Annotated in this window: 20 protein-coding genes; 7 read left to right on the top strand and 13 right to left on the bottom strand. The window is 55.2% G+C overall.

Annotated elements, in window-relative coordinates:
- Positions 1 to 2 precede the first annotated feature (2 nt).
- From gspM to gorA, 3 genes are read left to right on the top strand one after another with little or no spacing between them, the layout of a single operon-like run.
- Positions 3 to 530: a type II secretion system protein GspM gene (gene gspM / locus K8I84_RS05295; protein WP_223793664.1), complete on the top strand. Its 528-nt coding sequence runs from the start codon at positions 3 to 5 to the stop codon at positions 528 to 530.
- A 49-nt stretch (positions 531 to 579) separates the two neighbouring features.
- Complete coding sequence (locus K8I84_RS05290) at positions 580 to 1,248, top strand: GNAT family N-acetyltransferase (RefSeq protein ID WP_223793663.1); 669 nt, start codon at positions 580 to 582, stop codon at positions 1,246 to 1,248.
- Positions 1,249 to 1,281: 33 nt separating this feature from the next.
- A complete protein-coding gene (gene gorA, locus K8I84_RS05285; RefSeq protein ID WP_223793662.1) occupies positions 1,282 to 2,643 on the top strand; it encodes a glutathione-disulfide reductase in 1,362 nt (453 codons plus the stop codon).
- A 35-nt stretch (positions 2,644 to 2,678) separates the two neighbouring features.
- Here the strand turns inward: gorA and K8I84_RS05280 are convergent, their stop codons facing one another.
- The 3 genes from K8I84_RS05280 to K8I84_RS05270 form a co-directional block, all read right to left on the bottom strand.
- On the bottom strand, positions 2,679 to 4,625 hold the full coding sequence (locus tag K8I84_RS05280) for a response regulator (RefSeq protein WP_223793661.1): 1,947 nt from the start codon (positions 4,623 to 4,625) through the stop codon (positions 2,679 to 2,681).
- A complete protein-coding gene (locus K8I84_RS05275; RefSeq protein ID WP_223793660.1) occupies positions 4,615 to 5,451 on the bottom strand; it encodes an ABC transporter substrate-binding protein in 837 nt (278 codons plus the stop codon). Before K8I84_RS05275 ends, K8I84_RS05280 begins: the two co-directional genes overlap by 11 nt.
- 170 nt (positions 5,452 to 5,621) lie before the next feature.
- On the bottom strand, positions 5,622 to 7,580 hold the full coding sequence (locus K8I84_RS05270) for a TonB-dependent receptor plug domain-containing protein (RefSeq protein ID WP_223793659.1): 1,959 nt from the start codon (positions 7,578 to 7,580) through the stop codon (positions 5,622 to 5,624).
- 283 nt (positions 7,581 to 7,863) lie between these two features.
- On the opposite strand from K8I84_RS05270, the gene K8I84_RS05265 reads away from it, so the two are divergent.
- The gene (locus K8I84_RS05265) at positions 7,864 to 8,532 is read left to right on the top strand and encodes a J domain-containing protein (protein ID WP_223793658.1); all 669 of its coding nucleotides are present in this window, start codon (positions 7,864 to 7,866) and stop codon (positions 8,530 to 8,532) included.
- Here the strand turns inward: K8I84_RS05265 and K8I84_RS05260 are convergent.
- The 5 genes from K8I84_RS05260 to K8I84_RS05240 all read right to left on the bottom strand — a co-directional run bounded on the left by K8I84_RS05260 (position 8,529) and on the right by K8I84_RS05240 (position 13,254).
- Positions 8,529 to 9,515, bottom strand: coding sequence for a bile acid:sodium symporter family protein (locus K8I84_RS05260; RefSeq protein ID WP_223793657.1), 987 nt, complete (start codon positions 9,513 to 9,515; stop codon positions 8,529 to 8,531). The two genes, K8I84_RS05265 and K8I84_RS05260, sit on opposite strands and share 4 nt — an antisense overlap.
- Positions 9,512 to 10,195, bottom strand: coding sequence for a FadR/GntR family transcriptional regulator (locus K8I84_RS05255; protein WP_223793656.1), 684 nt, complete (start codon positions 10,193 to 10,195; stop codon positions 9,512 to 9,514). Before K8I84_RS05255 ends, K8I84_RS05260 begins: the two co-directional genes overlap by 4 nt.
- A 99-nt stretch (positions 10,196 to 10,294) precedes the next feature.
- Positions 10,295 to 11,782, bottom strand: a complete 1,488-nt coding sequence (locus tag K8I84_RS05250; RefSeq protein ID WP_223793655.1) for a flavin-containing monooxygenase — start codon at positions 11,780 to 11,782, stop codon at positions 10,295 to 10,297.
- Positions 11,783 to 11,924: 142 nt separating this feature from the next.
- Positions 11,925 to 12,197, bottom strand: a complete 273-nt coding sequence (locus K8I84_RS05245) for a YebG family protein (RefSeq protein ID WP_223793654.1) — start codon at positions 12,195 to 12,197, stop codon at positions 11,925 to 11,927.
- Positions 12,198 to 12,285: 88 nt separating this feature from the next.
- Entirely contained in the window at positions 12,286 to 13,254 is a 969-nt protein-coding gene (locus tag K8I84_RS05240; RefSeq protein ID WP_223793734.1) for a beta-ketoacyl-ACP synthase III, read from the bottom strand.
- A gap of 164 nt (positions 13,255 to 13,418) precedes the next feature.
- On the opposite strand from K8I84_RS05240, the gene K8I84_RS05235 reads away from it, so the two are divergent.
- Positions 13,419 to 13,670: a YdcH family protein gene (locus K8I84_RS05235; protein WP_223793653.1), complete on the top strand. Its 252-nt coding sequence runs from the start codon at positions 13,419 to 13,421 to the stop codon at positions 13,668 to 13,670.
- A gap of 666 nt (positions 13,671 to 14,336) precedes the next feature.
- Here the strand turns inward: K8I84_RS05235 and K8I84_RS05230 are convergent.
- The 3 genes from K8I84_RS05230 to K8I84_RS05220 all read right to left on the bottom strand — a co-directional run bounded on the left by K8I84_RS05230 (position 14,337) and on the right by K8I84_RS05220 (position 16,878).
- Positions 14,337 to 15,158 carry a transporter gene (locus K8I84_RS05230; RefSeq protein WP_223793652.1) on the bottom strand — a complete coding sequence of 274 codons (822 nt, stop codon included), beginning with the start codon at positions 15,156 to 15,158 and terminating at the stop codon, positions 14,337 to 14,339.
- Positions 15,159 to 15,368: 210 nt separating this feature from the next.
- A complete protein-coding gene (locus K8I84_RS05225; RefSeq protein ID WP_223793651.1) occupies positions 15,369 to 16,313 on the bottom strand; it encodes a peptidoglycan-binding domain-containing protein in 945 nt (314 codons plus the stop codon).
- Positions 16,314 to 16,686: 373 nt separating this feature from the next.
- On the bottom strand, positions 16,687 to 16,878 hold the full coding sequence (locus K8I84_RS05220) for a winged helix-turn-helix transcriptional regulator (RefSeq protein ID WP_263282934.1): 192 nt from the start codon (positions 16,876 to 16,878) through the stop codon (positions 16,687 to 16,689).
- 11 nt (positions 16,879 to 16,889) lie between these two features.
- Between K8I84_RS05220 and K8I84_RS05215 the strand changes: the two genes are divergently transcribed.
- Both K8I84_RS05215 and K8I84_RS05210 read left to right on the top strand, forming a co-directional pair.
- Positions 16,890 to 17,396 (top strand): NAD(P)H-dependent oxidoreductase, encoded by a 507-nt coding sequence (locus K8I84_RS05215; protein ID WP_223793650.1) that lies wholly within the window; start codon positions 16,890 to 16,892, stop codon positions 17,394 to 17,396.
- A 65-nt stretch (positions 17,397 to 17,461) separates the two neighbouring features.
- Positions 17,462 to 17,866 carry a GFA family protein gene (locus K8I84_RS05210; protein WP_223793649.1) on the top strand — a complete coding sequence of 135 codons (405 nt, stop codon included), beginning with the start codon at positions 17,462 to 17,464 and terminating at the stop codon, positions 17,864 to 17,866.
- A 9-nt stretch (positions 17,867 to 17,875) separates the two neighbouring features.
- Here K8I84_RS05210 and K8I84_RS05205 read toward each other — a convergent pair whose 3' ends face one another.
- Together K8I84_RS05205 and K8I84_RS05200 are read right to left on the bottom strand one after the other, a co-directional pair.
- Positions 17,876 to 19,294, bottom strand: a complete 1,419-nt coding sequence (locus K8I84_RS05205) for a mechanosensitive ion channel family protein (protein ID WP_223793648.1) — start codon at positions 19,292 to 19,294, stop codon at positions 17,876 to 17,878.
- A gap of 128 nt (positions 19,295 to 19,422) precedes the next feature.
- Complete coding sequence (locus K8I84_RS05200; RefSeq protein WP_223793647.1) at positions 19,423 to 20,283, bottom strand: enoyl-CoA hydratase-related protein; 861 nt, start codon at positions 20,281 to 20,283, stop codon at positions 19,423 to 19,425.
- Positions 20,284 to 20,380: the final 97 nt, after the last annotated feature.

Raw genomic sequence — 20,380 nt, 5'->3', positions numbered from 1 at the left:
CCATGTTTAAAAAACTGAAAGAACAGCCGGCCGTAGGCAAGCTCATTGCCCAGTATGATCAGCTGCCTCGCCGGGACCAGCAGGCACTGACGGTTATGGCGATCGCCATTCTGCTGGGGTTGTTGTATTTCATGGTCTGGCGTCCGGTGTCAGACTTCCACGATCGGGCGGTCGCCGATCACGAGAATTCCGCCGACCTTCTCGCCTGGATGGAGGCCAACGAAGCCACCATTATGCGTCTTGGAGGAGCTGACGGCGACACCGGGGAAGCAGCGGTCGCCGTTGCCGATGGTCGCGCCTTGATGGCGCTCGTTACAAGGTCCGCCCGGGAGGCCGGACTGTCGTTGCAGCGCTTTGAACCCAGTGGCCAGAACGCCATTCGGGTCTGGCTTGAAGATGCCGCGTTTGCGGAAGTGGCAGCCTGGCTTGAGCGACTGAATAGTGGCCATGGCGTTATAGTGGATCAGGCAGCCATGGACCGGTCCCGGGAACCTGGGCGGGTATCGGTTCGACTGACGTTAACCATCTGATGCTGATCGATTGAAGGGGCATCGCTGTAGCCGAGAAAAGGATAATCCAATGCGCAAGAACAGAGCAGACACTCCCACAACAGAGCCTGCCGTTGTTCGGCTGGATGTGACCGCCTCCAACGAGGCTCGCTCCATTCTCTTTCACGCCTATCGGGATGAGCCCACGTTTCAGTACCTTTTCAATCATCGACGCCCCGGATACGAACAGCGGGTGAGGGCAACCATTCGCGAACTGATCGACCTCTACTTCAGCCTTGATCAGGAAGCCGTTGGTGTGATGGTCGACGATGTTCTGGTGGCGGTGGCTTTTATCGGCGATCCCGAACTTCGCATGAACCTGACCGATCAGTTAAGCTGGCGCATTCGCATGGTACTGACCGCCGGTTTTAAGGCCACTCGCCGTTATCTGGATTACCATGAAAAAATTCGGGAAATGCTGCCACAACCCCTCGCTCACCAACTTCCCCTGATGGGAGTCAATCCCAAGTACCAGAACCGTGGCTACGGCCGGCTCCTGCTTAAAGCGGTCGAAAAGCTCTGCGCCGAGAACCCTCGTGGCAGTGGATTGGTTCTCGATACGGGGAATAGCCGGTATCTGCCATTCTATGAATCGGAAGGCTTCCGGAGTCTGGGCAAGATACAGCTGGGGAGTTTCGAGGATCACGTCCTGTTTCGGGAAGTGCATCCGGTAGTGAAGGATGCGACGGCCCAGCAATAACTTTGACTAACAGCAACCAGTACGGGAGAAGTCGTGTCTGACAATCAGCAGTTTGACCTCATTGTTATCGGAGCCGGATCCGGAGGCGTTCGGCTTGCGCGCATGTCAGCTCAGCGTGGCGCGCGAGTGGCCGTTGTCGAGTCCCGGTACCTTGGTGGCACGTGCGTCAATGTGGGATGTGTACCCAAAAAGCTGTTCGTCTACGGTTCCCACGTCCACGACGAAATGGAGGATGCCGCCGGTTATGGTTGGCGCATCCCCATGGAGAATGTTGAGTTTGACTGGCCAACGCTCGTCGCCAACAAGAATACCGAGATCGAACGGCTGAACGGCATTTATGGGCGGATGCTCACGAATGCGGGTGTGTCCATTATTGAGGGGACGGCCAGACTGACAAGTGCGAATACCGTTGTCGTTGGCGACCAGACCTATACAGCGAAATACATTACGATCGCAACCGGGAGCTGGCCGGTGATTCCCGAGATTCCGGGAAAAGACTGCATCCTTACGTCCAACGACATGTTCTATCTGCCCCAGCTGCCGAAACACGCGGTCGTTTGGGGCGGTGGCTACATTGCGGTAGAGTTCGCCGGCATCCTTGCCGGGCTGGGGGTGGAAACGACGTTGATTTATCGCGGTGAACTGTTCCTGCGTGGATTCGACGACGATATTCGTCGGTTCGTACACCAGGAAATGTCCAAGAAGGGCATTAACCTGCGGTTTGGTGTCACGATCGACTCGGTTGAGACTTCGGGCACCCACTACCGGGTGAACCTCAGTGACGGTAACAGTCTGGAAACCGGTCTGGTCATGGCCGCCACAGGCCGCAGGGCGTTAACGGAAGGCCTGGGTCTTGCCGAGCTGGGTGTTCAGTTTGATGACGCTGGCAACATTGCCGTCAATGATCATTTTGAAACTTCGGTTCCGGGCATTACCGCCCTTGGGGATGTGATTGGAACGCCCCAGCTAACGCCTGTTGCGCTGGGCCAGGGGATGGTGCTATCCCGCCGCCTGTTTGGTGACGGTCAGGGGGAAATGGACTATTCCGCCATTCCAACGGCCGTGTTCTGCCACCCCAACATCGGCACGGTGGGCCTGAACGAGGCCGAGGCAAAAGACGCTGGACATACCCTGAGCATTTTCCGCTCCGAATTTCGCCCCATGCGGCACACCTTGAGCGGACGGAATGAGCGCTGCCTGATGAAGTTGGTTGTCGATGCTGACACGGACCGCGTGCTGGGAGCGCACATGGTAGGACCGGATGCCGGGGAGATCATCCAGGGTATGGCGGTGGCCATCAAAGCGGGCGCAACGAAAGCGCAGTTCGACGCAACCCTGGGTATTCATCCCACCTCGGCGGAAGAGTTTGTCACCATGCGTGAGCCGGTCGCCTGACGGCCGTTGAGCGAAACCCGAGTCGCCAGTGGTTCTCAGGCTTCGAGCTCGAACCACTGGCTGAGAACTTTTTCCAGTCGTTCACGCTTTACCGGCTTGGCCAGGTAATCGTTCATTCCGCTCTTCAGACAGTTGTCCCGCGTTTCTGGCAGCACATCCGCGGTCAAGGCGACGATAGGAACACCGTGTTGCCCCACGTCTTTCTCCCAGCTTCGTATTTGCCGGGTCGTTTCGTAACCGTCCATCACCGGCATATGGCAATCCATCAGAATGACGTCGTAGCCAGTGTGATTCCGCCGAATCTTTTCCAGGGCTTCATTGCCGTTGTTCGCGGCGTCGGTTTCGAACCCTAGACGCCTCAGCATAGCGCAAGCCACTTTCTGGTTTACCGGGTTATCCTCGACGACCAGAGCATGAATAAGTTGCCCGTTCGGGGTTGTTGTAGGCCGCACGGGTTGTGGCTTTACAGGTGACGCCAGTTCAAATGGCAGCTCGAAACGGAACGATGAACCCTCGCCGATATTCGTATCGACCTGTATGTGCCCTCCCATTAACTCAACCAGTCGTTGGGTAATCGACAGACCGAGCCCGGTACCGGCGTGTTTGCGGGTATTGCCATAATCCAGTTGCTCGAAGGAATTGAAAATATTCGTCAGCTGATCACTGGGTATGCCAGTTCCTGAATCCGTCACCGAACAACTGAAGATCATGTTGCTTGGTTCATTAACGAAACAGTTTGCCTGAATATTGATGAAGCCATCAGCGGTAAATTTGATGGCATTATCCACCAGCCCTGCCAGAGCTTGTCGCAATCGTGGCGCATCACCCATGACCATGGCATGAGGTGGCCAGTCACCGTTGAAACTCAGATTCAGCGTGAGACCCTGCTGCTCGGCGACGAAACGAAAAGTTGAGACGCAATTGCTGATCAGCTTTGGCAGGTCAAACGCCTGGTGATCAAGCTTGACGCTCCCGCCATCAATCTTTGAGTAATCCAGAATATCGCCAATGACTGTGAGCAAGTCTTCGGTGGATTGCCTTGCCGTCGACAGGTAGTCCTGCTGCCGGGCCGTCAGAGATTCATCCTGTATAAGCTCAATCATTCCCAGTACCCCATTAAGTGGCGTACGCAGTTCGTGGCTCATGGTTGCCAGGAATTCAGACTTTGCCTGATTGGCGCTATCCGCTCGATCCCGGGCTGCTTCAGCCGCCGTCAGGTTCTGTTCGTGCAGGCGTCGTAAATCACCAAGCTGGGCGGCCAGTTCATTGATGTGCTCTTCAATCTGCACCACTTCCCGCGAATTTGGAGCCCGCTTTACAGGCTGCTCGGAGTAGTCGCCCTGAATCAAGCGGGCAACCCGGTCCGACAGCTGGCGAATGGGCGAAAGAATGGTACTCAAATAGTGATGGGCAATGAGCAAGGTAAACAGAAGGATGACTAGACCGACGGCGATCGATGTCCAGAGAATGTCCTGGCGACGGTGATCGAATACCGCTGTATCTACGCCAACCTCGATCGTTCCCACGCGAAGGGCACCAGCGCCAAAGCCGTACTCAGGCGCAAACCAGACCTGAGTATCGTCGGAATTCAGCTCCAGGGGTTGCTGGAGAATTTCGGCCTCGTAAACCAGGTACTGATCTGAATCGAAAGGCGAATTCAGAGTGCCATTGGAGGCAAAGCCGAGCTGCTCACCCACAACGTCGGTCACACGAATCCAGGTCGCCGAGCTGTGACGCAGGGATTCACTGAGGACGCTTTGCAGTGCTTCATTATTTCCCGCCACCACCGCGTATTCCAGGGCCGGGGAGAGGCTGTCTGCCAGTAACTGGCCGTTGGTGGACAGCTCCCGGCGAGCATCGTCAATTCGCGCCGTCGTGAAAAACACAATCAGGACAAAAAACATCACCGTTGCCGGCAGAGCTCCAAGAATCAGAAGCTTGCGTACCAAAGGTGCCGGCATCGATCTGGTCTTACTGCTCACTCTGTCGTCCTCCCTCGCCATTCAGGGCGTCATTCACGGACTGACGAATGTACTCATTTTCAGGAACCGGAATATTGAGTGACCGTGCGACCTGGTTGTTGACTTCGACCGCAAAGGTTTCCGGGTATGCCGGAGCCGGGAAAGCTCCTGTTTCAAAAAATGTCTGCAAAAACTGGGCCCCAAGATCCGCCATGGTCGGGAAGGGGGCATAGCTGGACGCCAGCGCACCCGCTCTCACATAAGCCTGACTGGGCCCAATGACAATTCGATTGCGGCGGTAGGCGGTCAGCAGGATGTGCTTTATGGTGCGCGGGTTATAAATATCTTCGTCGGGAGTGGCCAGGAGGAAATCACCATAACTGAGCGCACGCACCAGTGCGGGGATCAACTCCTCTTCGCTGGATACAATAAAGAACCTGGCTTTCATGCCATAGTCCATCAGTTGATCAGCAACGGGCTCATAAAGCGCGACCGATTCGGGTGTTGCCAGCAGGGATACGGTGTTGGCATGGGGCAAAATCGCTTTTCCGGTCAACGCCTGTCGAAGTAACGGGACATCAAAATACACGCCGGAGACCTGGCCGGACGACTTGAAGTCATCAAGAAAATCTTTTTCGACCAGCAACGCCAGAATGGCCGCATTACGGTTATCCTGCCAAACCCTGGTGAATGCGGAGGGGCCAACAGCAATAACCGGTGCATTGTTCAGGGAGGAAATACTGGAATCGGTGACGGGATGAAGCACCACAGACTCGCCGAGCCGGGCCCGCAGAAGCTCCTGAACATGTTGATCGAGAGCGGGGTTGCCCGAGCCGACAAAGTGCACAACCCGCGATGACTCAGTTTGAGCAAGCGTGGAATGGGCCGGTAGCAGGACACTGAGTAGGAAAAGCAACCAGACAAGACAAGCAGAACGGTCACGCTGTCCGCCTGCCTGGGGATGTCTGAATCGTTTTTTACCGTCCTGGGTCACACAGTTTCCCTACATGATGATGCTCAGAATCTTACGCCGGCCTCGACGAAGTACTGGTTATGGTCGTCAATAATGTTGTCGGGGCTGATCCAGGGATCCCGCTCCAGGTAATGCTGGAGTGTTAGAGCCAGCACATAACTGTAGTCGTTCTGGTCAACTTGGCGGGCCAAACGGAAATCCGCCCGCTTGAAGCGCGTGTTTCGGACTTCTTCTGCGAAGTAGAAAGCGGCAGATGAGGTCAGTTGCAACGGGAGTTCCTGAATCCAGGCAACGCTTCCCGAATGGCGGGCCGAAAGTCGGCCGAGGAGATCAACGGCTTTCCTGAAAAACCGCTCCGGATCGCCGGTGTAACGCCCTTCCTGATCCAGATAGCCATAGGTGGCTCGAAGCATAGTACCGGAAACCTGCAGCGCCGTTTCCAGTTCAACACCTTCCTGTTCCAGCGCAACGTTATTATCGAGATTCCATTCATCAGCGCTTATGAAGCCGCTGATCATGTCCCGAAGATAGTCGTTGAAGTAACGCACTTCAACGCTCATGAGAGCACGGTCGAGGTGAAACTGTCCGAAATAACTAACTTCGCGGGAGGTGATTTTTTCCTCTTCCAGGGATTCACCGAGCGTTGAAACGTCTGGGTCCACGAAATCCGCCACCGACAGGCGCAGCCCTTCCAGATCTTCATAGGGCGCACGGACATTGTGGAAACGATAAGACCACTCCTGGTCCTGTTCGAACGCATCGGGGGTGCGAACCGCGCGGGAGAAGACGAATCGCACCGCGTGGTTGTCATCGAGAATAAAGTTGGAGGCCACACGTGGCGAGAAATAACCTTCGTCGGTGGTCGTGGTTTTCTCCCAGTTACCACCGGCATTCAGCGTAAGCCAATCGAACGGCGAATACTCAGCGTTGGCAAAGACACGAGTCTGGTAATTGCTGCCTTTGCCGTTGAAGAAGGTTTCGGATTCGTAGCTGTCCTTGCGGTATCCCAAACCCGATACCAGCTTCAGTGAGGAACCCAGAATCAGCGTGTCCTGTATCTCGAATTCCTGCCGGGACTCCCTGGAATTCTCGTTCAGCTCGGCTACGAAGACCTCATCCCCCAACAGGGCCCGGAGTGGATCCGGGAACTCCTCGTCGGCACTGGAGATAATCCAGTCCTGCCGGCGCTTCTGGTTCTGGAAGCTGGCCTGGACGTAGTAGAAGTGGGCGTTTGAAGTGGCGCCGTTAAACCGGGCCTGCAGGTAGTAATTGTCCTGCTCAATATCGGGATTGGTGATCGCACCGAAATTGCCGCTCTTCAGGCGATCCTCCTCGTTGGTGCCGTCCAGGACCCCGGTTCGAATCTCCACGGAGTGCAGGTCGCCCAGGTTAACGATTCCGTCCAGGTTCACGTTGTTGACGTTGAAGCCGTCGTGAAAGGGCTGTCGCTCTCCACCGTCGACCTGTGCATCGAATCCGTCGGACTTGCGCTTTTCGTAGGACAGGCGCCAGCTACCGTCACGACCGGCATCGCCTACCGAGGTGAATGCCCGCAGATGGCCGCGGGTACCCGCCGAGGTGTAGAGTTCAACGCCAGCGGAATTCTCAGGGGATCGGGTGATAATGTTGATGCTGCCAAGAAAAGCGTTGATCCCGTAAGCCGCGGAATTCGGCCCACGACTGACCTCAATTCGCTCTATGTTCTCCAGAGCAACCGGCATGGCAATCCAGTCGACATCGGCAAGACTGGCGCGATAAGCCGTTCGACCATCCACCTGAACCTGAAGCCGCCGTTGTTCGTACTGAGACGTACCATGATAGCTCGTAACCGGGTTGTTACTGCCGTATTCACCAACAACCATGCCTGGCACCAGCCTGAACACCTCCACCAGATTCATGATGCCGAGCTGCCGAATCATGTCGCCATTGATCACGGTTGTTGTGCCGGGAACCTTCAGCTTGGACTGGCGAAGGCGAGTGGTGGTCAGCACCTCCGAGGGCACTGCGAACTCGCCATCGGCAGTAATAAGGCCAGGATAGAGTGGCTCTGAATTTTCGTCAGCCCATGCCGGCGAAGAGGAAAGTCCACAGGCTAATGCGATGAAAAAGATGGAACCCTTTAAACGCGCGGAGCGTGTATTTATTTGGTCAGTCATGCGAATAGTTACAATCTGCCGAACGGAAGCTTGAAATTATTTTTAATGTCCTCGATATCTTAATGAAAGGCAAGGATTTTGTCTTTGGAAATATTGCAAGAAAACGACAACGCACGGAGTAGCGGAATCCATGAATTGCTGGGAAATACTGGGCATCGAACCAACCGGTGACCACCAACGAATCCGCGAGGCCTACAATCAGCAAATGAAGTTTGCCTCGAAAGAGGAAGCTGAGCGGCTGGAACAGGCTTTTCGTGAAGCGACGGGCGAACAGGCGGCTCCGGACCCTTCTGTCAGCGACAATGCGGTGTCGAATCTCGAGCCCTCGGGTGATCCGGCACCGGTCGGCCTGGAGGAGTCATCCGAACACCGGGCTTTGAGTGCGACAGAGGAACAGGTCGTCCGTGAAGTGATCATCCAGGTGAAAGCCCTGCTGAATGATCATCGAAGAGCGCAGGACCCCGGTGTGTGGAAGGCAATTGTCTGCGAGCCTCCGGCGGACCAGGCCGCCTTGCGAAGGGAAGTGGCCCAGCGACTTGAATCACAACTGCGCCCCCTGGCGGAGAATGGCAATTTCCCGATTCCGGTTACCCGATTTATCGGTGACTGGTTTGGCTGGTTCAGCCTGGCGGAAACCGCTGAGCAACAGAGCAGCCAGCAGGAAGATGAGACCGAACAGGAAGTGGAGCAGGCCGGACAGCCCCGGCACACGAGCAACTTCTGGCCGGCCGTGATCGGCTGGATTATCGTGCTGGTTGTCCTGACCAGTCTGTTTGGTGGTCTGGGCGGAGGTGGCTAACCGCGTTCCGCCGCATCAATTTTTGCGCGGTATTTTTGCGCGAGTATGGCACCGACAATAACCTGAATCTGGTTGTAGCACATGATTGGCAGCACGATCATGCCAAAGCCAGGGTGGCCGGAAAACAGCACCTTTGCCATCGGCAGTCCCGATGCCAGGCTTTTTTTGGAGCCACAGAACACCACTGCCGCCTCATCCTGAAGACTGAATCCGAAACGGCGCACGAGAAAGCGCGCCAGCACCATAAACAGCCCAAGCAAACCAAGGCACAACGCGACCGTCAGCACGATGGCTTTGACCGGCAGCGTCTCCCAAAGACCGCTTTCCACCGAATGGGAAAAGGCCGAGTATACAATCAGCCAGATCACGCACTGATCATAGCGAGCCATCAAACTCTCGTTTCTGGCCAGATAACCGCCAAGCCAGGGCCGGCAGGCGTGGCCAAGCGCAAAGGGCAGCAACAGTTGCAGCACAATGTCCTTGAGTGCCTCTGCGACCGAAAAATCACCAGTGCCAGATGTGCTTACCAGCAAGAGTAACAGGAAGGGGGTGAGCATCATGCCAAAGACATTGGAGGCTGCCGCGCTGCAGATTGCAGCGGGCACATTGCCTCGGGCCATGGCGGTATAGGCTATGGATGAGGAAACGGCTGATGGCAGTACGCCAAGATAAAGAAAGCCGATCCCCAGATCCTGCGGCATCCAGGAGGGGGCTATTTTGCTCAACTCATTGATAGGAAGAACCATTAGAGGGAAGAGCACAAAGGTGAGGGCAGTGATCACAATATGAAGACGCCAGTGCGTCGCACCCGCAACGATCTGCTCCCTCGATAATGCCGCGCCATGAAAAAAGAACAACAGTGCGACGGCCACGCTCCCGCTCACACTGACCCAATCTGCGGCCTGACCGGTTACTGGCAGGAAAGAGGCCAGCACTATCGCCCCGATCAGCAACAAGGTAAAACGATCCAGCCGCACGCTCATTGACCGGAGACTCCACTACGAAGCTTGATCAAGCTCGGCTTTAACAGCTTGTCGGCGAGTTTCTTTGCTTTTGCCGCATCGCCCCGGCGAATGGCGGCCAGGAGCAGCTCATGGTCTTCCTGGGAAGGTTCCGGCAAATCCGGATCCGTTTCCGTACGACGGATGGTTTGAGCAATGGCGCCGGAAAACACGCCGTAGAGCTCGCTAAGTGCTGCGTTGTGGGCCGACCTTACAAGGGCGACGTGAAAGGCTTCGTCATGACGAACTCGTTGATCGATATTCTCCCCGGCTCGCGCCCGAGCATCCAAAGCGTCGGCCATCGCCTGCAGATCCTGGGATGTTCGGCGTTCCGCCGCCAGTGCTGCCGCTCCGGACTCAAGCAGTGTTCGCACTTCCAGTTGATCGGCAAGGGCAGAGGCAGAGATTCGCTTGAGGGCATCGCCATCGTCCCGGGTTGCGCGAACGTAAGTGCCATCACCCTGGCGGGTCTCAAGCATGCCGCCATGAGCCAGGACGCGCACCGCTTCACGAACCGTGTTCCGGCTAACGCCCAGCTTTTCTGCCAGGTCCGACTCCACTGGAAGCTTTTCGCCCAGAGCCCATTGGCCTGTCTCGATCGTCTGTCTAAGCCGGTCAATGGTTGCCTGAACAAGGGAACCTTTTTTGATAGGTTTCAACATAGAATTATCCTGTGATCGGACGTCCAATCATCCTATGTTTGTGGTGAGAGCGCAAGATTAGCCAATTCGGCGTTCCGGTTGGGGGCTGTCGCGATTCGATCAGTTTCGATTGGGAAACCGGTAAAAAGAATAGTTGTCAGGGTCTACCCGGCGGGTAGACCAGCGATACGTAAACGTAAAACCTGGCCAGTTGACGGTATTTTTGCCGCTGGCGTCGAGATACCAGGAATGACAGCCGGAGGACCAGACGCTGCCTTCAAGGCCACTTTGAATTTCCGATACGTACTGGTTCTGTCGATCCCCTGCGACCTCCATTACCATCCCGGGATCTTTTGCCAGTAGTTTGACGGCGTCCAGCACATAGCTGAACTGGGATTCCAGCATGTAAATAATCGAGTTATGAGCCAGATTCGTGTTGGGGCCGTACAGCATGAAAAAATTTGGAAATCCGTTGACGGTAATTCCCTTGAATGCCGATGCACCGTTTGCCCAGGTTTCATCCAGACTTCTGCCGTTTTTGCCGATGATGGATATAGGCGACAGAAATTCCGATGCCCTGAAGCCAGTTCCGTAAATGATCACGTCAACCGGATAGTGGGCGCCGTCTTTGGTGACCACGGCATACTGATCCATGTGATCAATGTCCTCGGTAACGAGCGTCACATTGGGACGATTCAGGGCGCGATACCAGTCGTTCGAGATTAAGACTCGCTTGCAGCCAATTTGATAATCCGGGATGACATGTTTGAACTTTTCCGGATCGGTGACCTGCTTTCGCGCTTCCCGTTTGCCCTGCCAGGCGTAAATGTCCAGCAGCCGGTTAAACCGGGTAAACGCCAGCGCGCGACTTTCATTTTTCCAATAGATCAACCAGCGGTACAGGCGGTCCCAGGGTGGCAGGACCTTGAACAAGGCCTGTTCCCAGTGGCGAAAGGGTCGATCCGGTTTGCGAAGCACCCAGGGAGCAGAGCGCTGAAACAGCACCAGTGATTTCACTTTGCCAGCGATTTCTGGGACAAACTGAATGGCACTGGCACCGGTGCCAATCACCGCAACCCGCTTGTCCGCAAGATTACATTCATGATTCCAGCGGGCGGAATGAAACTGCTCGCCGGAAAAATGGTCCATTCCGGGTATGTTGGGCAGGGCAGGAAGGTTGAGTTGTCCGGTGGCGCTGATCAGCACATCGGCAGACAGGGAGCCGCCATTTTTAAGCTGGATAATCCATTGGCTGCTCTGCCCATCAAATTTTGCCTCGGAAATTTCGCTATCAAATTTCAGGTGCCCTGCAAGGTCATACTTGCGGACGCAATGCCGCAGGTAATCGAGAATCTCGGCCTGCAAGCCGAATTTCCGGCTCCAGTCGTGTTTTGGCTCAAAGGAATAGGAGTACAGGTGGGATTGGATGTCGCATGCGGCACCGGGGTAGGTGTTGTCGCGCCAGGTCCCGCCAATATCGGAGGCCTTCTCCAGAATCTGAAAGTTATGGAAGCCGGCCTTTTTCAGGGTGATGGCCATTCCAAGGCCGCCGAATCCAGTACCAATGATCAGTATGGAAGGTGCGTCGCCGCTGCTGGTTTCTGGCATAAGCTCTGTTCCGAGTCGTTGTTTTTTTGGAACTAACAGAACCGAGTATAAAACACGCCTGCCACACCTGGATTGGCTGCCATGGCAGGCGTTTCCTATAAAGAGAAGAGAAGCGGGCAAAAGCCCTGCTATGAAAAGGGGATCACTCCGGGCTGGTGTTCAGGAGATCGGGCTTTTTCAGGGCCTTCTGGAAAAGATCGCGTTCTTCGGCAATCGCCATAGCACAGGCCTCAGCGTGTTCTTCACTCAAGCCTTCCACTTTCTTGGTCAGAAAGATCTGTATTTCCTCTGCCAGTTCAAGAATGCGATCCCGGGCATCCGCCTCGGCTTTGGACGCAAAAAGCATGGTGTCAGGATGTTTTAGTGCCATATCCAGGCCGTCCCTATCGGAAAAATAGACTGCTTGTACCGCCATGGTGATTCCCCGCAGTGAGCGAATTTATCTGTATAAAAATACAGTATACGGAACAAGCAGTAACCCTGACAACCGGGTTGCTAGCTAATTAATAACGGATGAGGGCAGAGCCCCAGGTGAATCCTCCGCCAAATGCCTCAAGGAGTAATACCTGCCCGCGCTGGATACGACCATCGCGAACCGCCACATCCAGAGCAAGCGGGATCGACGCTGCTGACGTGTTACCGTGCTTGTTAACGGTAACGACAACCTGATCCATGGACATGTTCAGCTTCTTCGCGGTCGCTGAAATGATTCTCAGGTTTGCCTGATGGGGAACCAGCCAGTCGACGTCCGATTTCGCCATCTGGCTGGCCTCGAGAGTTTCATCCACGATTTTACCCAAGGTGTTCACGGCCACTTTGAATACTTCGTTACCCTTCATTTCCACGAAGGCGCGTCCGGCTTTCACCTGTTCGTATTCGTGAGAGATACCGCAGGGCACCTGGAGAAGATCCGAATACCGTCCGTCCGCATGGAGGTGAGTGGAAAGCACCCCGCATTCATCGCTGGCTTCAAGGACGACGGCACCGGCGCCATCTCCAAACAACACGCAGGTGGTACGGTCATCCCAGTTCAGAATGCGTGAGAACACCTCGGCGCCAATCACCAGGGCCTTTTTGCTGCTTCCTGACCGGATGAACTTCTCTGCTGTCGCCAGAGCGTAGATAAAACCGCTGCAAACAGCCTGGACGTCGAAGGCAGGGCAACCATGAGCGCCGAGCCTGGCCTGAAGAAGACAGGCGCAGCTCGGAAAGATTTTGTCCGGTGTAGTGGTTGCTACGATGATCAAATCCAGTTCGTCGGGGCTGATGCCGGCGGCCTCAAGAGCATTCCTGGCTGCCGGTTCGGCGAGATCGACTGTACTTTGCCCATCTGCGGCGATGTGACGCTGCTCAATGCCTGTGCGCTCTCGGATCCACTGATCGGTAGTATCCACCTGCCGTTCGAGGTCTTTGTTAGTGACTATCTTTTCCGGCAGGTAGGAACCAGTACCGGTAATTCGTGCAAACGTCATTGGTGCGCTACTCATAGTCTGACTGTGTCTTGAGCAGTCATGCTATACCGGTGCCGGCCCGGGTGTTATTAGCGGTTTGTCAAAGAACCCCTTAGTTTGCGAGGCTCGTCTATTATGAATAGTCCGGCAGTTCGTCACTCAGAAAATCGCAGGAGGACAAATCAATGGGCATATCCAGCCATGAACTTCAGAAAGAATTTCCTCAGTTCAGTGACCTGATCAAAGAACTTAAAACCACCGACACTAAGTTTGGCGAAAGCCTGAAACGTTATACAGAACTTGATCAGGAAATTGAGGGGCTCGAACGGCGGGATTCGCCAATAGGTGACGACAAGCTTCATCGTCTGAAGCAACAAAGGGTGGAACTAAAAGATCAACTCTACCAAACGCTGGTGCAGAGCGGGGGTTCCATATAAGGGTATTTTTCTACGTGGTTTCAGGTATTTAGTCGTTCGCTTTACGTCAATACAATAACTGCATATTGATTAAGGGAGCTCAGACATCCGGTTTGAGCTTTCCGGTCCGGCAGAAACTGGAGGTAAAACGTGAAGCGGGCGGCGACACTCTATAAAGGATGGCGAATGAAGCGCAATTTTGTCCATATGGTCATGACCATGGATCGGCACATGCTGAATGACGTTGGGTTTTCTCCCGATGTGATTCACCAGAGACTCTCAACTCCGTTCTGGAAGTTCTGAGTTTCAAGCTAAGCCCGGGGTTATCTTTCGGTGGCTCTCGCAAGCCCCGGGCTGAAAGTTCTTCCCTGCCCCCCCGTCACCGTTCTCGTGACTCCCGTCTTTCCCTGACGCTCATCAGGCTTTCAGCACGTCTTTAAGCACTTTCCGTAACCACACTCCTGTTCACCGTGCGCGCCCACGAAAGCGTGAGCCCGGGAGTGTTTCAAACGTCTGTAAATTGAGTTTCCCGGCCAGCATGACTGTATCTTTGCCGAATCCGGGGACCGGCACTATGATCAAGCAACAATTGCTATTGCCTGGCGAGACGGTTAAATCTTTCCTTGAAGATGCGTGCCAACTCCAGCTTAACCCGTTCCAGAAGCCAGCAATCCCAAATCAGGTGGGTTATTTCGGGAACAGAAACACCAGGTTAACCCGCGCACCCCAGCCTTCGGGGCCGTTATCCGGGCTTTCGACGTAATAACGGGGGCCTGCACCGATTTGCATGATCTGATTCCCCGCCTTGAATACCTGGGAAACGAAAACCCCAACGGGAACAGTCCAGTCTTTAGTGTCCCAGTTGTAGGTGGAGTCAGCAGTGAACGTCAGCGTTGTCGCTGTCGGCGTGTTGTAGGAAAAAAAGGGTTGGATGAACGACTGGTTGATATCGGGCCGATCGTTATCGCCAGCCACAGACCAGATATGGTTTACCAAGCCACCGTTGGTCCAGGCCCCTGACTGTTTCAGGGCGACAGCTGTGGGCCCAAGCCCCCATTGATCAGTTCCCAGAAGGTCATCGGAAGCCGTCGGCAACAGAAAAACCGGACCCGCACCCCAGATCCAGCCGTTTGATGTTGGTTGGACAGGGGAGAAAAACAGGCTTTGCACCGTATCTCCAATTCCTGACTGACTTCCCGCTCCGGGGAAAATATCGCTCTGATCAACGACCGGTAATATCGTTCTGCTTATCAAATTCCAATCTTCGTTGAGGGAAAACGGGATGACCGGTTGCACGTTGAGCGTGAACCTGTCCCCGCGGTCGCCCGGCCCGATATTCCGGTCAAAATTAGCCTGAAAAGGCACAGAAACCAGGCTGGCGATCGGATTCGACAACTGCTTGGCCAAGGAGGAGGCATCGTCCTGAGCCCAAGATGGGCTACTGAGGAGCGCTAGCGTCACAAAACCGAGGGTCAGTTTACAGCCGGCTTTCATGTCTAACCTGTTCATGTGTTGCGGTCCTCAGGGGAGCGGGGAAGCTAAACGCGATCAATCATCAAAGATAGAAGGCGCCAGTCACAGCCGCAAGAAAGAAGGCGCAACCATCAAACAAGGTGACGAAGATCCAGGCTCAGAATGGTAGGGCAAACAAGTACAAAAAAGCTTTGTCAGAGTTACCCGACAAAGCTAAAGACGCAAAGCAAAGGTAATAGCTGGCTGTTACACGATCCAGCCGAACAAGAAGTCAAACAAATTGGAAAAGAACCCGGAAATTCCGGGGTTGGCCGTCGAATTTTCACCCTGTTCGTCAGCCAGTTGCGCATCACCGTCCTCACTAGCTCGCTGAGCCTGCGGCGATTCGTTTGTTGCCGGTGCCACCGGGTTGCCGGTTATTGCACCCAGCTTCTCCAGGGAGGACTGGGTTCCGTCGGCCTTCAGTTCATACCGGCTCCTGGACGCAACGCTGATGCTTTTTTCCGATGCAGGAGTTGGCTCAGCGGCCTCAACAGTCGAAACCTGTTTTACATCCGGTTCAGGCTGCCCGGGCTTTGACATCTCGGGTTTGGCTACGATCGGTTTCGGTTCAGGGGGCGGGGTAACGGTCGGCTTTTGCTGTGCCTTCGCGGTTTTCTGAGGTTTCGGTGCATCTGGTTTCCGTGATGTCAAAGCAGGAGCGGCTTTTATTTCTGGGGTCGCGACGGTCTCAGCCACCGGCGCGGGCCTGGGCTTTGCCACCAGGTCTTTTTTCTTCGGCTCAACTTTGGGTTGCTTGGCAGGTTTTACGGAAGGGGAAGTGGTCGCCGGACTTTTTTTACTAGCTTTGGAGAAACCCAATTCCGCCTGGGCAAGAGCGGGTGATGCGACGTCGTTACCGGAAATGGACGTGCTCGGAGGTACAGAAACGCCAAGAGCCTTGAGCGTTTGGGCATCAAGCACACCGGTTGACGTCAGTCTCTGACTTTGACCCTGAAAACGACTGATTGCTGCGCGCAGGGTATTGTCCATCCAGCCATCCGCTTTTCCGATATCGTAACCGGAGCCGTACAGCGCATTCTCAGCCGCGAATATGATCCGGGCATCGCCGCCGTTGGCAAGCGCACTGGCGGAAATTGCCAAAGAAAAAACAACACTGTTTCTGAACATGCCGGAGTACAGGCAGCCCATGAGATTCCCTCCCTGGTTATTGTTGTCGAGTCCTATCAACCATGATTAGGAATCCAACATATCAGCATTCCTAACAAAACCCCTTGATCGAGTTAACACAATGGGGCTCGGTTCCAGATTTCAGGCCAGTTATCAAAAAGCTAGTGCAGTCCGCTGTTTTAACGGATATTTAGGTTCCATTCTCAGGAATTCAGGTGGGCACTACTGAAGATAAAATGGAGGGGCCCTGAACGATTGAACGATGGAACCGAGTGCCCCTGCCAGATACTGGAGGAAACTGGAGAACAGACGCCAGTCCCGGGTTCGGGACGGCTGATAGTGGCCACGACAGGCCCAGCCAGAGAAGGAGAACGGCAGGGTCACCCTCCGCCACTTACAATTCGTTGGATTCCGACCAGACCCTGAGATCGTCCAGCACCTTGAGGGCACTCCTGCCGAAATCTGTGAGCTCATAACTCACAGCCACCGGGCGGTCACTGATGACCTTTCGGAGCACCATGCCCCGGGATTCAAGCTCCTTCAGCCGTTGGTCAATCATCTTTTTGCTGGCACCGCCAAGCCGCAACCCTGACCCAGATGGCGGACGAGATCCTCACAGCCATGGGCCACAGCACCCGAATCGTTGAAATTGACGCTGGCTGGAGTGTCGATGCCGAATTGGAGAACCACCAGTGGGCCGACATCGTTCTGCTGCAGACCCCGGTTAACTGGATGGGCGTCCCCTGGACCTTCAAAAAGTACATGGATGAGGTGTACACCGCCGGCATGGGCGGTGCCTTGTGCAATGGCGACGGTCGACGCGAAGATGCACCGAAGGAAAATTACGGCGCCGGGGGCACGCTTACGGGCAAGAAGTACATGATGTCTCTGACCTTCAACGCTCCCGAGGAAGCGTTTAACGACGCCAACGAATATCTTTTCCAGGGCAAGAGCGTGGATGATCTATTCTTCCCAATGCACATGAACTTCCGGTTCTTTGCCATGGACGCAATGCCAACCTTCGCCTGCTACGACGTTATGAAGAACGCCGAGCCAGAGCTTGATTTCGAGCGGTTTCAGGCTCATCTCAACGAGCATTTCTGAACCAGACACCTAGCTGCGGCGCAGGGAGCGCGCCCGGTTTCCTCCGGCATCAAGAGGACAAACTTATGAGTGAACAGCACAAAGTCCATTGCGATTGCGGAGCCGTTGAAGTGACCATGACCGGCGAACCCAGGGTTCACGGGTATTGCCACTGCGATGACTGCCGGGAACTCTTGCAGGTGCCCTACCATTCGGTATTGGCCTGCGATGGGGATCGCGTCACGATCACACGTGGCGAGCAGGACACCACGGAATTCAAACATCCTCACAAAAACATGACGCGGGTGTTTTGCCGACACTGCGGCGATGTTCTTTACAACACCAACGCCATGGGCTGGAAGATTGTGTCGCAGCTGATGTTCAGAAAATGCAATGACGATCGGCTACCGGAAGGCTTTGAATCCACCAGCCACTTTTTTTACGGACGGCGAGTGATCGACATCGGCGACAACCTTCCGAAGAAAGGCTGAGGCGCACTTTCAGTTTTTCATGTGAACATCGCGCTGGGGATAGGGGATGGATATCCCGGCGTCGTCAAAGGCTTCCTTCATCTGGTGCGTGAGGTCCCAGTAGACGTCCCAGTAGTCGGCGGACTTTACCCAGGGGCGGCAAATGACGTTCACCGAACTTTCAGCAAGTTGATGAACGCGCAGGGTAGGCTGCGGCTTGTTAAGAATGGCCGGGTGATTTTTAACGACCCGCTCCATGACCTCCAGGGCCGCGGGGATCGAGTCTTTATAGGAAATGCCAAACACCAGATCCACCCGGCGAACCTTGCTGGCCGTGACGTTGGTGATCACATTGCCCCAGACATTTTTGTTGGGAATCACGATGATCTGGTTGTCGGGTGTGGCGATGGTCGTTGCCACGATGCTGACGGACTTCACCGTGCCCCCAACGCCGCCAACCTCGACGTAGTCGCCCTCGTCGAACGGCTGATTGATCATGATCATCAGACCACTGGCCAGGTTCCCCAGGGTATCCTGCAGCGCAAAGGCGAGAATGAATGAGGCGCCACCAATCATGGCGAAGATAGGCGCGATGTTGACGCCCAGACCGGCTAGAACCAGCAACAGGCCAAGCGTGAGCACCAGCCAGAACACTACGCCCACAAGGAAGGTCTCCAGCAATTTGGAAATAGTTGGCACCCGCCCAATCCACTTGCACGCCGCCGCACTGAACGTACGTGCAACCGCCAGCAGCCCCATGGCCGCCAGAATAACAATACCCATGTCTTTCAGAACCGCGATGCCACCGTCCATGCGGGTGGCCCAGTCGACAATGGCGAGAAAAATGGCTTTGGGGCTGGCCAGACTGGTTTCATCCAGAATGATCGCATCCCGATAGGTCCTAAGATCGGCCACCAATTCCGGATCGCCGCCTTTGCGCTCGTACGCATCCACGACCATGGCGTATCGCTCCAGCACAGGCATCCTGGCTTCCGTCATCCGGGCTATCTCCTGATTAACCTCCTTCCTTTGCTCATCCGGCGCCTCGAAAACACTGACCTTTTTCTCCGCAATGGATCGAGTTTCCGCCTGAACAATATCCCTCCAGGCAAGGGCCAGAGGTTTGAGCTCGTCTTTGGTCATGGGGACAAGGCGATGGGAGAGAACCTCGACGGCTATCTGAGGACTGGCGAGATCTTCATTCGGAGCCTGGCTTTTGGCACCTTCCTCTTGAGCAAGCACAGGCGCTGCCAGGGTGATCATGCACACGAGGGATAACAGTAAGGCTTGAACGATGCAGAGAGACAGGAAATGGTTCCGCGTCTCCTTGAGACGCTGACCGATGCAGCGTTTCGCAACGCTGCGGGACGGATTCGCGGTATTTCTGAAGGCGGTGCTGTTCGGGATGAAAAGGGCGTCGGTCTGAACACTGCTGCCAAGCGGTGGCATCGAATTCTCCTTTTGGACAACTTCGAAGTCTGACGCCCGTAAAGTCTAGTCGATAGTTTATCGGCCGGCCTGAAGCAAGCGCGGTGTATGACCGCCTAAGGAGACGCAACAGGCCCATTAACGTGCCTTTAGTGATCATCATCGCGAATGATTCCGGGCGTAAGGCCCTGACCCGGAACTCTGTCCGGATGATCCCGTTCGTTGAATTTCCTCAGCCCCTCGAACATTCTTGCCCTGGCCTCGACGGAGACAGTCACCCGGTTAAAGCATTCGGCTTCGATGCGAAGGCCTTCCGACAGTGGTTGCCCAAATCCGCGCACGGCGGCTTCCTTATCATTGCGCATTGCATCCTGGGGCAGGGTGGACATGAACTCCGCCAGCTCCAGGGCGCGTTGCAGGCTCTGTCCCTTGCCAACCACTTCATTCACCAGACCAATTCGGTAGGCCTCGTCGGCATCGATGACTTTGCCGGTCAGGATCAGTTCCATCGCGCGGCCCATACCAACGATACGAGGCAATCTTTGCGTTCCGCCATCGGCCAGGCCAATGTTCCAGCGCCGGCAAGTCACACCGAAAGACGCATGTTCTTCGGCAATCCTCATGTCGGCAAAGCAGGCCCACTCAAGACCGCCCGCGTACGCGACACCGTTAACGGCAGCAATGACCGGCTTGTAGATGTCTGTCCAGCGGGTTGGGCCGATGCATCCGGGTGCTTCGCCACGGTTGTGTCTGGCGATGTCTTCCGGCGTTACCGGGATGGGAGGGCGACCCGCAAAGGCAGCCTTCAGATCTCCTCCCGCACAGAAGGCCGACTCGCCTGCTCCGGTAAGCACGGCCACCCTGGCTTCGTCATCCACCCGGAACTGATCGAACGCATGACAGAGTTCTTCGGCGGTCTCAATGTCGATGCAATTCCTCACCTCTGGCCGGTTGAAAGTGATCACCCGAACCGGACCGTGCACTTCATACAAAATGTTGGAATAGTTCATAGCGCTGTTCCTTTCTTGTTCTAGTTACCATTAAACGCTTAACCCTGATCTACATCCAGGTGTTCCACGCTGGATACGAGCGAAGCGTGAGCCAAAT

It is taken from the genome of Marinobacter sp. F4216 (genome assembly GCF_019931195.1).
In the GTDB taxonomy this organism is placed as follows: Bacteria; Pseudomonadota; Gammaproteobacteria; order Pseudomonadales; family Oleiphilaceae; genus Marinobacter; species Marinobacter suaedae.
The sequence above is the reverse complement of the archived record's forward strand: the minus strand, read 5'-3'. Positions and strand labels throughout refer to the sequence as shown.